Here is a 13,771-nt window from a genome sequence, read left to right as displayed (position 1 = left end):
ACCGGACGGATTTCCGAAGGCGAAAGCGGATGAGGCGGGCGCTCGGGCTTGTGGCCGGAGGGAGGGCATTCATCATCCAGCTGACGAAAGCCCTCAAAGTGGTGTAGAGATAGAAGCCGCATTCGGGAATAAGTCTACGTAAACGCCCTCTGAGGGCAAGTCATACTCCAGCCTGGCACCGCGACTTGCCCATCGAACAGTTATTGAAATACAGCTCCCCGGAGGCATCGAGAACAGCCAGGTCGCCGTCTACCTCATCTACTCCGCCCTGCGCGGACACGCGGCGATCGACCGGCAACTGTATCTGCCGCTCCTGGGCCCAGGACGCCACCCGCTGCCGGGCCGCCGGGCTCCCCGACACTGTGGGTTTCGCCACGAATCCCCAACTTGCCGCCCGCATGATCGGCTGCGCCCTGGACGCCGGAGTTTCCCGCCTCCTGGGTGGCCGACGCTGACAACGCCCCGCTTCCCGGTCGGCAAGGTGCGCCGCGGCAGGGTCGGCGCCCACGACTCGTGATCCGGGTCGCGAGCCCCCGCAAGCCGCTCGCGGGCAGCGTCGCCGCGGACCGGATCACCGTCACGCTCGGCGCACCCAACCCGACCGCGGCGGCGAGCGGTCGAACGTGACCGCGTTCGTGCCCCCTCATTCAAGCCCTCACGCGACGCGCCTGACGGCCGGCCCGCACGCCGCGACGAGGAGACCAGTGGGGAGTTTGGCTCGGCCGAACATCTGGCGTTCGATCATCTTGATGTGGTTGACGCGGCCTTCGACGGGCCCGGAGTCCAGTAGGTGGTCAGGCCCTGGATCACGGCGTCCCAGTCCTGGACGCGGGTAGCGATCTGCCTGACCAGACAACCGCCGTACTGCTGAACGTCACAGCTCCTGAGCGAAACGGCCGGCAACCCGGCAGTCCGCACACAGTCCGCAACACCTGCTCAAGACCGTCGCACCCGGGCGATCGCAGCACCCCACAGGAAAGATCCCGACAGGTCACCGACCCGGCCCATTACTACGAGACCGTGAACTCTGGCGGTTGGCTATCGAGGGCGTCGCGATCAGCCTTTGGAGGGACGAGGGGCCCGCAGGCGCGCCCGCTCCTTCAGTTCCTCCTCGTCGACCAACGTGAGCATCGGCTGACCCGGCGCGCACACCATGGTCACGACGAATTTGGTCGGCGCGTCCGACAGGGCGTTGCCGTCCTGGTAGTGGATCACGTCACCACCCGGCTCCCAGAACGTCCCACCGGCCTCGACCACACGCTCCGGCTCACCCTCGAGCTCGAAGCGGACCGCGCCCTCCATCACGTAGCCGAACGACGGCCCCGAGTGGCGGTGTGGAGGGAGCCCGGGGTGACCGGGAGGCCACTCGACAAGGATGATCATTGCCGAACCGCTTTCGGGGAAGAAGGGCGGAGTGACGTCTTGCAGCAACTGGACTTCGGGCGGCAACGAGATTTCGTGCCCCTCGTCGGCGGTCCCGTGCACCGGGTTCTTCTCCGACATGCACTACACCTCCGGATCCTGCCTGAAATGGACGACCTTGCGTCGGCCACCGCTTTCTGGACCAGTGAAGCTGACGCCACCGCACGTCGCACCTGGGCCGCCTCCGCCGACACCGGCCGGAGCGGCCCCGTCGCCGTTCCCTGACGTTGCTCGGGCCGGGGTCTGCTGCGAAAGTGCTGGTCACAGCCACTCGTGAGGACTGCGACCAGCACGGTCGCCTCGTAGCGGACGGCGAGTTTGTCGTCTGCCCCGCGGCAGCAGCGGCTCAAGTCGGCCCACTGGCCGTTCGACAGATCCCCACGCCCAGCACGTGATCACCGACCATCAAGATCAACTTTCGCTACAGACCCTAGCCCTCGACGAACGTGACGGTCTCGTCGAGCGGCGCCCGGCCCGTACGGGCGTAACCCACCGTTGCGTCCTCGAACCCGATCGACATGCCACAGAAGAGGACGAGCTCGTCCGGTGGTGACAGGATCTCCGCGACCGTCTTGCGATACACCGACCAGGCCATCTGCGGGCAACTGTGCAGCCCTTCGGCGCGGAGCAGCAGCATGACGGTCTGCAGATACATGCCGATGTCGGACCATTGAGGTCGGCCCATGTCGCGGTCGATGTAGCAGAACAGGGCGGCGGGCGCACCGAAACAGTCCCAGTTCGCGGCGGCGGCCCTCTGGCGCGCCTCCCAGTCCTCGCGCGCAACACCGAGTGCGCTGTAGCGCTCATGGCCGAAGGCGGATCGGCGCTCATGGTACGGAGACTTCAGTGCGGGCGGGTACATCTCGTACTCCCGCTCGTCCCAGGGGTCGCCTGCCGCCACGCGCTCGCCGGCGCGCCTCTTGAGCTCGGCCAGCGGTCCACCGGTCACCACATAGGCGCGCCACGGCTGGAGGTTCGATCCGGACGGCGCCCAGGCCGCGGCGGACAGCACCCGCTCCAGCACCCGCCTCGGGACGGGCCGGTCGGTGAACCCGCGCACCGCCCGCCGGCTCGTGACCGCCTCATAGACATCCAAGATCATCTGCGTCCCTCATCTGCTCCACCTGTCCGCTCAGTGACAATCCGGGACCGCTGGGGCCCCGGCGCATCCAGCGCCATGCCGGCGGTCGACTGTCGCGACGCCCTCGGGCCCGTCCTACCCCGAGAGCCGTGGCCCGTCTATCCCGGCGGGACGAGAGTGGGTGCATGCGAACCCCCGCTCTCCGCCTGACCGGGGATCGGGGGACCGCGGCAGAATCCCCATCCGGCTCAAGCTGCCACGCCCGGCGCAACGAAAGGACTGCCGGGCTGGGACAGGACGCGCAGGAGGCGGGGGATGTCAGGAGAGCCAGTCGGTGTAGCGGGTGGGGGCGAGGTGGGCGTTCTTGCCGGTGAGGACGTCGCCCTTGACGACGGCGAACATGCCGGCGGTGGGGTCGGTCACGACGGTGCGGTTGTCGCCCTTGTGGGACAGGGTGATCCGGCCCAACTCGTCCAGGGTGAAGGCCTCGGGGCCGGCGATGTCGCGGATGCCGTTCAGCGGGGCGTCAGCGGCGACCTCCGCCACCGCGGCGGCCACGTCCTTGGAGGCGATGGGCTGGATGGGCGTGGCGGGCAGCCGGACGGTGTCGGCGTCGGCGGTCCAGGACATGGCGGCATCCACGAACTCCATGAACTGCGTGGCTCGGACGATCGAGTAGGGGATCGGCCCGGCCGCGAGGAGCTTCTCCTGGAGCGCCTTGGCCCGGTAGTAGTCCAGCTCCGGTACTTGTTCCGCGCCGACGATCGAGAGGATGACGAAGTGGCCGACGCCGCCCCTGTGGGCCGCCGCCAGGAGGTTGTCCATCGAGGTCTGGAAGAAGGCCAGGGAGGCTTCGTCGAAGGTCGGGGAGTTCGTCAGGTTGACGACGACGTCGGCTCCCGCCACCGCCTCGTCTGTGCCGAAGGTCGTACGGTCGGCCGCCGAGGATCGACGCCCGACCACCCACCGAAGCTGACAGCGGCGCCCGGGTCCTCGGTTGCCGAGGACCTCAACCGGGTGGACCATGGCGTAGGTACGGCTTCTCACGCTTCGAGTAATGAGGATGGGGTTTTCGCCGAGGCTTGCACGTGCGACCTGTGGAGGACCCATGTACACGACTCGATCCCGTGCCCGTTTTGCCGCCGTCTGCGCCGCCACCCTGTGCGCCATGGGCGCCGCGTCGCTCCCGGCCCTCGCTTCGTCGTCGTCCTCACCGTCGGCGGTCTCCACCCTGGACAGGCAGCTCCTGATCGCAGCCCACCAGGGAAACCTGTGGGAGATCACGACCAGTCAGCAAGCTCAGAGCGCCGCGACCACCGCCTGCGTAAAGCGGATCGGCGCCGACTTCATCCGCGACCACCGCGCCCTTGATGCCGGTGTCGTCAAGACCGCGGCACAACTCAGCGTGGCACTGCCGTCCGGGCAAACGGGCGCGCAGCTGCGGCAGACCGCCGCCCTCAAGTCCCTTGCCGGGACACCCGCCTACGATGCCGCGTGGCTCGAGGCCCAGTACCCCGCCCACGTGCAGACCCTCGCACTCATCGACAAGCAGATCGCCTCGGGCACCAACCCGCTCGTGAAGTCCCTGGCCAAGAGCGCGCGCCCGGTGGTCGCACGCCACACCCAGATGATCAACCACGGCGTGTGCCACGCGTAGGCGCCCGCCGGCTCACGAACGTGAGCTCGCCCGCTCGAGCACATCCACGCGCGTGATCGATGATCTCGTGCCAAACGCCTTAGCCACCCGCCTCACACCGGGCGAGAAGCCGCACCGCAAGCGGATGGCCACCCTGGCCTGCGTGTCAGACCCGGTAGCGGTAGCCGTTGGAGCCGCCCGCATCCGAGGTGATCAGCAGCAGGGTGGCCTTGGGGCAGTCGAGGCTGCCGCGCGATTGCCACCAGCGGCGGATCGACTCGACCGCGAAGACGGAGGTGTCGTGGTCGACGCCGGCGTTGACCCAGCCGGTGTTGCGGGTGATGTCGTAGATCCCGTACGGGATCGCCTGCTGCACGTCCGGACCGCTGAAGAAGAAATGGTGGTCCTCGACCTGGGCCGGTTCGCCCTGCGGGAGCCACTCCCACCCGGCCATCGGCAGCCGTCCGATCTGCTCTCTCTTCGTCGTGTCCACGCTGATCACCGGTTCGCCGTCGGCCTGGTGCTGTTTGACCTGCTCGTCGATATAGCGAAACCGGGCATCCCGGTCCAGGTGCTGGGCGCCTTTGAGTGCCTTGACGTTCGCCTGCAGGCTGAAGGCCTCCTGCCGCAGCAGTCGGCCCACCGTCGGAGCGGACACCGGGTGCCCCTGCCGGCTCAGCTCCTCGGCCGGGTTCCGCAGCGACTTCGTCGTCCACCTCAGCGGAGATTCCGGATTATCCCGCTCGTCCGGTTCGACCAGCCCCAGCAACGCCTTCAACAGTGCAGGATCGTTCTCCTCGGCCCGCTTGCGGCCACCGCCCGGCGCACGGACACGACCGCCGGGCAACCGCCCGGCGCTCGCCTCGAGTTCCGATATGCCTCGGCACACGGTGGTCTCACTGACCTTGGCGATCCGTGCCACGGCGCGTATGCCGCCGTGCCCGGGCAGCCGGGCCTCGGTGGCCAGGGCCAGCCGGCGCTGCCTCTAGTTCAGATGCGGTAGCAACACCGCGAATCTGCAGCGGAGTTGGGGACAGGTCTCTTCTGGGACTGCCATACCAAGGCAATGAGCCCGCAGACGAGGAGCAACACTTGACTCTTTACGGCTTCCTGGCTGTCCATAACTCTGGCCGTGACCGGCGGGCTGTTGCTGTTCTGGCTACTCGCCCTCGCGGCCCTGGCCCTTGTCCGCCCGCGCGGCGGCCTGCTCACCGAGGCGATCCGGCTGCTGCCCGACTTGCTGCGGCTCCTCCCCGCCTCGCCCACGACCAGACCCTGCCTCGCGGGGTACGCGTACGGCTGTAGCTGCTGCTGGCCTACCTGGCGATGCCCATCGACCTGGTACCCGACTTCATCCCCGTCCTCGGCTACGCCGACGACGCCATCGTGGTCGCGGCCGTCCTATGCTTTGTCGTCCGCCACGCCGGAGCCGATGCTCTGGCTCGGCACTGGCCCGGCACCGACAACGGGCTCACCGCCGTCCGTCGCCTGACCGGCCTGCCGCCGCCCCGGCCCATGAGCACAGCCGTGGAGGACGCTCCTGACCCTCCTGAGGGTGGTCGCGGCGGCGTTCGGCACGGCCGCGCTGTCGGCGGTGTCCTGCTGCCGCCGGTGTTCGTCGCCGCCTTTGGCACCCGCGACGCCATCGCCGTGCTCACCGTCGCCCAACCAGCCGGCAACGGCAGCCGCGTGTGGTTCAACCGCCGCGAGGCCGACCAGCGTCTGGTCGGCATTCTCCCCTCGGCGCTGTCCCGTCCGCCGCAGCGGGCACATGGCTGTTCACCCCCCCTCCGCCCCTCGCCCCAGTCGTCGGCGTGTCTTGCGGGCACGGCGCCAGGCGCCGTCGGCCAGCAGGCGCAGCCCGTTGAGGCCGACGATGACGGTGGAGCCCTCGTGCCCGGCGACACCGAGGGGCGGCGGCAGGGTGCTGGCCGGGTCCCAGAGAAGACGCTGGCGAGCTGGGTCTCGCGGGCCCGCAGGACCGGTAGGGACGGGGCCGGCCAAGCGGTGGAAAGCGAGGAACTGGCCCGGTTGCGGCGGGAGATAGCCCAGCTGCGGAAGGACGACAAGGAGCTGTTCATGGAGCGTGATGTCCTCAAACGCTGCATGGGTGCGCCACGAAGCTCTGTGTGACCGAGTGGAGGTGCAAGACCACCACCGCCGGGCCGTCGCAGCGGTTCGGTAGAAGCTGGGGGCAGTCCGGCCCGGGGGACGCCGGGCAGGGCGGGAAGCAGCCCCGACAACGACGGGACGCACCGGTACTGTCAGACGGTGCAGGTCCGGCAAGCGAGGCCAGAAGGTGTACGTGAGGAACCTGCGGTTAAAGCTCCGTAAGCGTTGTACCGGCTCCAACCTGGTGGATCTGGGCCGGGATGCAGTACGCGGCTGCCCTACATGCGGGCCGCCGACTCCGGAATCCGAGAAGTCTTCGGGTCCGGTGGCCGTGCCGAAGGACTGCGGCGTAGGCACGGCGAGGCTGTCGGGGCAAAGCAGGGCACCCATCCTGGCCGATCGGCACACAGGGAATGTGGGAACCATCCGAGACCGCCCCCGCACCGTTCTTCCAGGCCGGGAGTGGGGGCAGGCACGTCGCCGGCTGGCGGTCTCGTGGTGGGGCGGAGGATCCGTAGTAGTCCGAGCGCGCGAAAGGCGCGTACATGGCGAAGGGATCCAGCAAGTCGGCAGTGCGGAAGCTGGAACGCCAGGAGGTCGTTGGTGAATACCGACGAGCTGGAGGAGGTCGCGTATGTGGCCGAACGCCGGGTACTGAAGATCCAGGCCAAGCTGCACCGCTGGGCGGCGGAGGATCCTCTCCGCCGGTTTGATGACCTGCACAATCTCGTCTGTGACCCGGCCTTCCTGCTTGCAGGCTGGATGCGGGTGCGGAGCAACAAGGGTGCGCACACGGCCGGAGTGGACGGCGTGACCGCCCACTACATCGAGGACGTGCGCGGACTGGAGAGCTTCCTTACGGAACTGCGGGCCGAGTTGAAGGCTCGCACCTTCCGGCCCTTGCCGGTGCGGCAGCGTGGGATCCCCAAGGCGGGCGGCAAGGTCCGCTACCTGGGGATCAACACGATCCGCGACCGGGTGGTCCAGGCATCCTTGAAGCTGGTCCTGGAGCCGATCTTCGAGGCGGACTTCCTCCCGTGTTCTTACGGGTTCCGCCCCGGGCGCCGGGCCCATGACGCGATCACCGAGAGTCACCATCTGGCCTCCCGCTCCTACGAGTGGGTGGTTGAGGGCGACATCGAGGCGTGTTTCGACAACATCGGGCATGCATCCGTTCTGCAACGGATGCGGGCCCGGGTCGGGGACAGGCGCGTGATGGATCTGGTGAAGGCGTTCCTCAAGGCCGGGATCCTCACCGAGGACTCCGGGCTGAAGGAGTCAAGGGCCGGTGCACCGCAAGGCGGGATCTTGGCACCCGTGATCTCCAACATCGCTCTGTCCGTACTGGACGAGGCGATCACGGCGGGACCGGGTGGACCAGGAGCCACCCGCAGTCGCAGGGCCCACCGGCGGGCAACGGGCAAGCCCAACTACCGGATCTGCCGGTACGCGGACGACTTTCTCGTTCTCGTCGCAGGGACCCGCCAGGATGCGATCAGCATCCGGGCCTGGATGGCAGAGGTCCTCTCTCCGATGGGCCTGCGCCTGTCACCGGAGAAGACGAAGATCACGCACATCGACGAGGGCCTGGACTTCCTCGGCTGGCGCCTCCAGCGCCACCGGAAGAAGGGCACCAATCGGCACTACGTCTACACCTACCCGTCCAAGAAGGCGCTCGCGTCGGTCAAGGAGAAGGTGCGCAACGTGTGCCGACAGGACACCAATCTGCCGCTGGAAGTCCTGCTGCACCGCCTCAACCGGGTGCTGCGGGGCTGGACCGCCTACTTCCGTTTCGGTGTCTCGCACGCCACCTTCCGATACCTGCGCCATTTCGTCTGGCAGCGGGTCATCAAGTGGCTGCGAAGGAAGTTCCGCCGGAGCACCTGGAAGGACCTGCGCCGCCGCTACTGCGGCGGCCGCTGGTGGCCTGTCACGGACGAGGTGCGGCTGTTCGATCCCGCCAGGGTGAAGACCGTCCGCTACCTCTACCGAGGGATGAAGATCCCCGCCCCGTGGCCCAGCACCGGCTGAAGAACACCGCCCAACCGGGGCTTGTGGAGCGCCCGTTGCTCGGGAACGGGCACGGCGGGTGCGGAGGGCGGCCCGGGGAAACGGGCTGGTCGCAAGGCCAGCACCGCGTCCCGGGCCGACCCTACTCATCGGGGTGAAGTAGCCGTGGGGGACCCGGCGGCCGTCGTCGGGGTGATCAGTGTGTTGAGCAGGTGCGCTCCGATACCGAGCGCGGCGTCGGCGCCGGTCATCCACAGCGGCGCCCAGGCCGGGGCGGGGCCGGCGAGGGTGACGACCGAGGGCAGCGTCCCGAAGGCGCTGGCGTACGGCACCCACGACCACCAGGTCGCCTTGAGCCCGAGATTGTAGACGTGGCCCGCGTCGGCGCCGAGGGTGACGTTGACCAGCGCGCTGCGCCAGCCGACGAGCGCGGAAAGCACGAGGCAGGCGAGTCCGGCCGCGACCAGAGCGCGCACCGCCCAGGCGACCGGGAGGGCTCCGGTGACCAACGGCTTGTCGGTGTGGCCGACGGCGCGGTCGCGAGAAAGGTCGCGCAGGTCGTTGCCCCAGCCGATCGTGAGCTGGCCGGTGAGTACCGCCCCGTGGGGACGGCGGCGTCAAACGGGCGCAGGTCACTGCGGAGCGCGAGCAGGCCCGCGATGACGCCGACCGCCAGAGCCGGCCCGCCGTGGGCGGCGGCGAGCAGCGCGGGCACGGGCTGCGGCCCAGAGCGTGTCGGGGCCGCGCCGGCGGTCACGGGCGCCGCCGCACAGCGACCGGCCCGCAACGGATCGCGTCGCCGAGCGCGCCGAGGACGGTGCGTGGGCGCAGCACGGGTGTCGGGCCGGACGCAGCCTCCCTCATGCCTTCGATCACCTCGGCGAGCACCTGCGGGCCGTCCTTGGTCGGGGCCCAGTCGAGTTCCGTGCGCACGCGGGTCGTGTCCAGCGTCGGGAGCGCGAAGCCCATATCGAGCCACCCGGTGTCGACCTGTTGCAGGTGCGCGTGCCAGGCGGCCGACATGGCGGCGCGGACCACTGCGGAGGGCACGTGCACCAGCCTGGCGCCGAGCGCGTCCGCGATGACCGCCGCGGTCACGGGCGTGTCGGCGGCGAGGTTGAACGGACCGCCCGCGCGCCGGTGGAGCACCGCGACGATCGCCTCGGCGACGTCGTCGGTGTGGACCATCGGAATGGTCAGCCTCCGGTCCATCGGCAGGACCGGCAGCAGGTCGAGCACCTTGGGGGGCACGAGGGCGGGCACGCCGTAGCGGAGGAGGGCACTGCCGGCGGCGCGCTGCCCGACGATCCCCGGCCGCAGGCGGGTGACGAGTGTGCCGGCGCCGGAGGCCTCGTGCCGGTCGAGGAGGCGCTCGGCCGCCGACTTGTGTCGGCTGTACCGCGAACTGCGCACGCCCCCGGTGGGCCAGGACTCGTCGACCGGACGGTCGTCCTTCTTCGGTGAGTAGGCGCCGACCGAGGACATGTGGACCAGGTGCGGGACACCGGTCTCGGTGACGGCTCGGAGTACGCGGCGGGTGCCGCCGACGCCAAGCTGGGCGAGGTAGACGAGATCGTGGGACGGCTGGAAGCCCCACGCCAGGTGGACGACCGCGTGCGCACCGGTGAACGCCTCTACGAGCGCGTCGTGGCAGGCCTCGGTGCTGAGGTCCACCGAGCGCCAGTCGACACCACGGCTGTCGGGGCCCTCGGGCAGCCGCCGAGCCAGGCCTACAGGGTTGTGTGTGCCCTCGGCACGCAGGCGTTGCACGACGACAGAACCGATGTTCCCGGTCGCCCCGGTGACCACGATGCGCATGCAGGATGATGCCCCGTCGCCCCCCGGCTCACACGAGGCACTCTGGCATCCGGGGGAACCTCAGCGGGAAACTTCACCCGCAGCGTGAACACCCGCTGTCCAGGACCCGGGGGTGCCTCTATGTCTTTCGTCAAGGCACCCTTGTCGGGTTTCGGGTGGTTCGGGGTTGCTGGGGTTATGCGGCGAGCTCGACGTCCTTCGGTGTCCGAGATTCGTAGAAGGTGCCGTCGCGGAGCATGGCGAACAGGACGCTGATGCGTTGACGGGCGAGGCGGAGGAGGGCCTGGGTGTGGGTCTTGCCGCGGGCTCGTTGCTTGTCGTAGTAGGTGCGGGAGGCGGGATCGGCGTTCATGCAGGCGAAGGCGAAGGCGAAGGCGGACAGGAACATCGCGCGTTTGAGCTGCCGGTTGCCGCCTCGGGGCGCGTGTTCGCCGTGGCTCGAGGTGCCGGACGACTTCGTGGTCGGGGCAAGTCCGGCGTAGGAGGCCAGGTGGGCGGGGGTGGGGAAGTTGGTGCCGTCGCCGACGGTGGTCAGCAGGACGGCGGCGGTCCTGACGCCGACGCCGGGCATCGACGTCAGGACCGGGGAAAGAGGGTGGGCCTCCAGCAGGTTGTTGATCTGGGCTTCCATCGCCCGGCGCTGGGTGTAGACGGCGGCCAGAGAAGCGGCCAGGGAGGGGATCACGATGTCGAGGGTGCCGGTGCCGGGGACGACGACGGTCTGTTCGTCGAGCGCGTCGAAGACGTCGTCGATGAGCCGGGCGGCCATGCGGGGGGCTTTCGGACGGATCAGCTCGACGAGTCTGCGGCGGCCGGCCTTGCGCAGGGCGGATGGGGAGCCGTGGCGTTCGAGGAGCCAGGTGACGGCCTGGTGGTCGAGGCGGGGGCCCAGGACGCGCTCCAGGCTGGGGTGGAACTGGGTGAGCAGGCCGCGTATCCGGTTGGAGGTGCGGGTGGCCTCGGCGGCGAGGTCCTGGTCGAAGCCGACCAGCACGGTCAGCTCGGCGGTGATCTCGTCGGTCAGCTCCAGCGAGCGCAGGGTGTGCGGCATGGCGCGGGCCGCGTCCGCGATCACCGCGGCGTCCTTCGCATCGGTCTTCGCCTCGCCCGGGTAGAGGTCGGCGACCCGGCGCATCGCCAGGCCGGGCAGGTAGGCGACCTGGCAGCCGGCGTCGCGGGCGACGGTGAGCGGGAGGGCGCCGATGGAGGCGGGCTGGTCCACGATCACCAGCACGGTGCCGAACTTCGCGATCAGTTTGTCGAACACGGCCCGCAGTTTCGGCTCACTGTTGGGCATGGCCTTGTCGAAGACCTTCTTGCCGGCCGGGGTGAGCCCGTGCCCGTGATGGGCGCTCTCGCCGACGTCCATGCCGAGGAAGACGCCCACGTTGCCGGTGTCGAACATCGCACCCTTCCAGGGGAGTTGGCTCTGTCTGGCCTCGGCTTCGGTGTCGTACGCACGCATCCACGTTATGCAGACCTGCCGCCCGCGAGCTGTCCGGCATTGCGCCGGACCGGACGGTGGCCGGACCTCTCATCAGCGTCTCCGACGGCGCCTCCCGGGCCCGGTGACACCACCCCCCAGGTCATGCCTTCGACAGGGGGACACAGTCATGCCGGGCCCGGAGGCCGGCGGCCCTCTTGCAGGACCGCGAAAAACATAACTGTGAGAGTTCTTCTGCGGCCCGGGATGGGTTGCTGCCAGGCTCGGCGCTCGTGATCCGGCATGACTCGAAACATAACTGGCGTCCCGTCAGGGACTGCCGTTCCCCCGAGATGTCTGCCGGACACGGGCGTCGGCCCGGCCCACCCGTTGGCTTGATCAGCAGCTTGTCCGCCTTGCGGCGTGACTCATCACAGTTCTGCCACGTGGTGACTCCACCCAGGCCGACGCCGTTACGGTCGTCCGCCCGGAGGAGAACAACCGCATGACCATGCTTGCAGAACACGTCGATGGCGTCATTGGCGTCGACACTCACCGCGACACCCTCGTCGCAGCCGCCGTCAGCCCCATTGGCGCCGTCCTGGCCAGCACCGATTCCCCGGCCAACGCCCGCGGCTACCGGCGCCTGTTGGACTTCGCCCGCCAGCAGGTTCCCGGCCGCCGCTGCTGGGCCCTGGAAGGCATCGGCAGCTACGGTGCCGGCCTCGCGGTCTTCCTGGTCCAGGCCGGTGAGCAGGTCGTCGAGGTCTGCCGCCCGAAACGAGCGGCCAACCGCGGCGGCCGCAAGACCGACATGCTCGACGCTATCCGGGCCGCCAAGGAGGCCCTGGCCACCGAGCATCTGATCCAGCCCCGCCTCCGTGGCGAACGCGAGGCGCTGCGGGTGCTGCTTGCCACCCGTCACGGCGCGGTCCTCGCTTCCACCGCCGCGATCAACCAGCTCAAGGCCCTGATCATCTCCGCACCGGACGAGCTCCGCGCCGAGCTGCGGAAGCTCAAGCGCCCCGCTCAGATCGCCTACTGCGCCCAGTTCCGGGACCGCCGGCCCAGGACCTCGAGCACCGGATGACGGTGCGGGCCATGCGGTCCACGGCCCAGCGTGTCCAGGCCCTGCAGGCTGAGGCCAAGGAGCTCGAGAACGAGATCCTCGCCCTGGTGCGACAGCAGGCCCCCGAGCTTCTCGGCTTGCTCGGAGTCGGGCCGATCACCGCCGCCCAGATCTTGGTCAGTTGGTCTCACCAGGGACGATTCCGCTCGGAAGCCGCGTTCGCCTCTTTCGCCGGTGTTTCGCCGATCCCTGCCTCGTCCGGGCTGACCAACCGACACCGTCTCAACCGCAGCGGCGACCGGCAGCTCAACCGGGCCATGCACACGATCACCCTGATCAGGATGCGACTCGATCCCTCTACGAAGACGTACGTCGCACGCAAGGTCGCCGAAGGGAAGACCTCCCGTGACGCGCAGCGATGCCTCAAGCGGGTGGTCTGCCGCCAAATCTTCAAGATCCTTGAGCGCGCCGATCGGAGCCGACCCGGCAACGTCGAAGAACTCGCTCAAGCAGCTTGACACGACATAGCAGCCTCGGGGGGCGAGCTCGGCCACCAGGTCGTCGTGGCCGTCGAACGGCACGACGAGCAACAGCAGGTCGGCGGTCTCCGCGGCCTTGGAGTTGGTTGCCCCCCGTACTGAGGAGACCCCGCGTTCCTGGAGATTCTCGGTGGCGACCATGGCCCGGTCCTCAGCGCGGGACCCGAGCACCACGTCATACCCGCCCTTGGCGAGGCGGTGGCCGAGGCCCTTGCCCTGGGCACCGGTGCCGCCGATGATCCCGATAGTGCCCATGGTCTTTCCCTGTCTCGTTGGTCGTTGACAGCGGCTGACTGCGATCTGAGCCGACACGTCCCGTTTCAGTCCTTGATCTCGCAGATGACCGCGCCGGACGTGATCGACGCGCCGACCTCGGCGCTGAGGCCCTTGACGGTGCCGGAGCGGTGGGCGTTCAGCGGCTGCTCCATCTTCATCGCCTCCAGGACGACGACCAGGTCGCCCTCGGCGACCTCCTGGCCCTCCTCCACCGCGATCTTGACGATGGTGCCCTGCATCGGGGAGGCGAGCGTGTCGCCGGAGGCCGCCGGGCCGGACCGCTTCGCCGCCCGGCGCTTGGGCCTGGCCCCGGCGGCGAGGCCGGTGCGGGCCAGCGACATGCCCAGCGAGGCGGGCAGCGAGACCTCCAGGCGCTTGCCGCCGA

At 69.3% G+C, this 13,771-nt stretch carries 11 protein-coding genes and 3 pseudogenes; 5 read left to right on the top strand and 9 right to left on the bottom strand.

From position 1 onward, the window contains the following. Positions 1–220 precede the first annotated feature (220 nt). Positions 221–425, top strand: a pseudogene (locus ACFP2V_RS24605) (transposase); the annotation flags it as partial. A gap of 631 nt (positions 426–1,056) precedes the next feature. Here the strand turns inward: ACFP2V_RS24605 and ACFP2V_RS24600 are convergent. The 3 genes from ACFP2V_RS24600 to ACFP2V_RS24590 form a co-directional block, all read right to left on the bottom strand. Further along, the gene (locus ACFP2V_RS24600) at positions 1,057–1,503 is read right to left on the bottom strand and encodes a cupin domain-containing protein (RefSeq protein WP_381216514.1); all 447 of its coding nucleotides are present in this window, start codon (positions 1,501–1,503) and stop codon (positions 1,057–1,059) included. A gap of 349 nt (positions 1,504–1,852) precedes the next feature. Beyond that, positions 1,853–2,518 carry a nitroreductase gene (locus tag ACFP2V_RS24595; protein WP_381216524.1) on the bottom strand — a complete coding sequence of 222 codons (666 nt, stop codon included), beginning with the start codon at positions 2,516–2,518 and terminating at the stop codon, positions 1,853–1,855. A gap of 303 nt (positions 2,519–2,821) precedes the next feature. Continuing rightward, positions 2,822–3,466 (bottom strand): SDR family oxidoreductase, encoded by a 645-nt coding sequence (locus ACFP2V_RS24590; protein WP_381216511.1) that lies wholly within the window; start codon positions 3,464–3,466, stop codon positions 2,822–2,824. A 145-nt stretch (positions 3,467–3,611) separates the two neighbouring features. On the opposite strand from ACFP2V_RS24590, the gene ACFP2V_RS24585 reads away from it, so the two are divergent. After that, the gene (locus ACFP2V_RS24585) at positions 3,612–4,160 is read left to right on the top strand and encodes a DUF4142 domain-containing protein (protein WP_381216508.1); all 549 of its coding nucleotides are present in this window, start codon (positions 3,612–3,614) and stop codon (positions 4,158–4,160) included. A 151-nt stretch (positions 4,161–4,311) separates the two neighbouring features. Here ACFP2V_RS24585 and ACFP2V_RS24580 read toward each other — a convergent pair. Then, a pseudogene (locus ACFP2V_RS24580) lies at positions 4,312–5,196 on the bottom strand (ISAzo13 family transposase); the annotation flags it as partial. A 1,658-nt stretch (positions 5,197–6,854) separates the two neighbouring features. Here ACFP2V_RS24580 and ltrA point away from each other — a divergent pair. Beyond that, positions 6,855–8,282 (top strand): group II intron reverse transcriptase/maturase, encoded by a 1,428-nt coding sequence (gene ltrA / locus ACFP2V_RS24575; RefSeq protein ID WP_381216505.1) that lies wholly within the window; start codon positions 6,855–6,857, stop codon positions 8,280–8,282. Between the two features lie 125 nt (positions 8,283–8,407). Here the strand turns inward: ltrA and ACFP2V_RS24570 are convergent, their stop codons facing one another. The 3 genes from ACFP2V_RS24570 to ACFP2V_RS24560 form a co-directional block, all read right to left on the bottom strand. Beyond that, complete coding sequence (locus tag ACFP2V_RS24570; protein ID WP_381216502.1) at positions 8,408–8,770, bottom strand: hypothetical protein; 363 nt, start codon at positions 8,768–8,770, stop codon at positions 8,408–8,410. Between the two features lie 244 nt (positions 8,771–9,014). Continuing rightward, positions 9,015–10,079 carry an NAD-dependent epimerase/dehydratase family protein gene (locus ACFP2V_RS24565; protein WP_381216499.1) on the bottom strand — a complete coding sequence of 355 codons (1,065 nt, stop codon included), beginning with the start codon at positions 10,077–10,079 and terminating at the stop codon, positions 9,015–9,017. Positions 10,080–10,254: 175 nt separating this feature from the next. Continuing rightward, positions 10,255–11,484, bottom strand: coding sequence for an IS110 family RNA-guided transposase (locus ACFP2V_RS24560; RefSeq protein WP_381216520.1), 1,230 nt, complete (start codon positions 11,482–11,484; stop codon positions 10,255–10,257). Between the two features lie 523 nt (positions 11,485–12,007). Between ACFP2V_RS24560 and ACFP2V_RS24555 the strand changes: the two genes are divergently transcribed. Continuing rightward, positions 12,008–12,592, top strand: coding sequence for an IS110 family transposase (locus ACFP2V_RS24555; RefSeq protein WP_381216496.1), 585 nt, complete (start codon positions 12,008–12,010; stop codon positions 12,590–12,592). Continuing rightward, on the top strand, positions 12,589–13,089 hold the full coding sequence (locus tag ACFP2V_RS24550; RefSeq protein WP_381216517.1) for a transposase: 501 nt from the start codon (positions 12,589–12,591) through the stop codon (positions 13,087–13,089). Before ACFP2V_RS24555 ends, ACFP2V_RS24550 begins: the two co-directional genes overlap by 4 nt. Positions 13,090–13,098: 9 nt before the next feature. Here ACFP2V_RS24550 and ACFP2V_RS24545 read toward each other — a convergent pair. After that, positions 13,099–13,365: pseudogene (locus ACFP2V_RS24545) on the bottom strand (NAD(P)-binding domain-containing protein); the annotation flags it as partial. A gap of 65 nt (positions 13,366–13,430) precedes the next feature. Continuing rightward, the coding region (locus ACFP2V_RS24540; RefSeq protein WP_381216493.1) for an acyl-CoA carboxylase biotin carboxyl carrier protein subunit at positions 13,431–13,771 on the bottom strand (341 nt) is incomplete at its 5' end.

The organism is Streptomyces incanus (assembly GCF_042656345.1).
GTDB lineage: Bacteria > Actinomycetota > Actinomycetes > Streptomycetales > Streptomycetaceae > Streptomyces > Streptomyces incanus.
The sequence above is the reverse complement of the archived record's forward strand: the minus strand, read 5'-3'. Positions and strand labels throughout refer to the sequence as shown.

Excerpts from the sequence above, each read along its gene's own strand:
- ACFP2V_RS24600 (WP_381216514.1), bottom strand. The coding sequence starts at position 1,503 with ATGTCGGAGAAGAACCCGGTGCACGGGACCGCCGACGAGGGGCACGAA.
- ACFP2V_RS24585 (WP_381216508.1), top strand. The coding sequence starts at position 3,612 with ATGTACACGACTCGATCCCGTGCCCGTTTTGCCGCCGTCTGCGCCGCC.
- ACFP2V_RS24565 (WP_381216499.1), bottom strand. The coding sequence starts at position 10,079 with ATGCGCATCGTGGTCACCGGGGCGACCGGGAACATCGGTTCTGTCGTC.
- ACFP2V_RS24560 (WP_381216520.1), bottom strand. The coding sequence starts at position 11,484 with ATGTTCGACACCGGCAACGTGGGCGTCTTCCTCGGCATGGACGTCGGC.
- ACFP2V_RS24555 (WP_381216496.1), top strand. The coding sequence starts at position 12,008 with ATGACCATGCTTGCAGAACACGTCGATGGCGTCATTGGCGTCGACACT.
- ACFP2V_RS24550 (WP_381216517.1), top strand. The coding sequence starts at position 12,589 with ATGACGGTGCGGGCCATGCGGTCCACGGCCCAGCGTGTCCAGGCCCTG.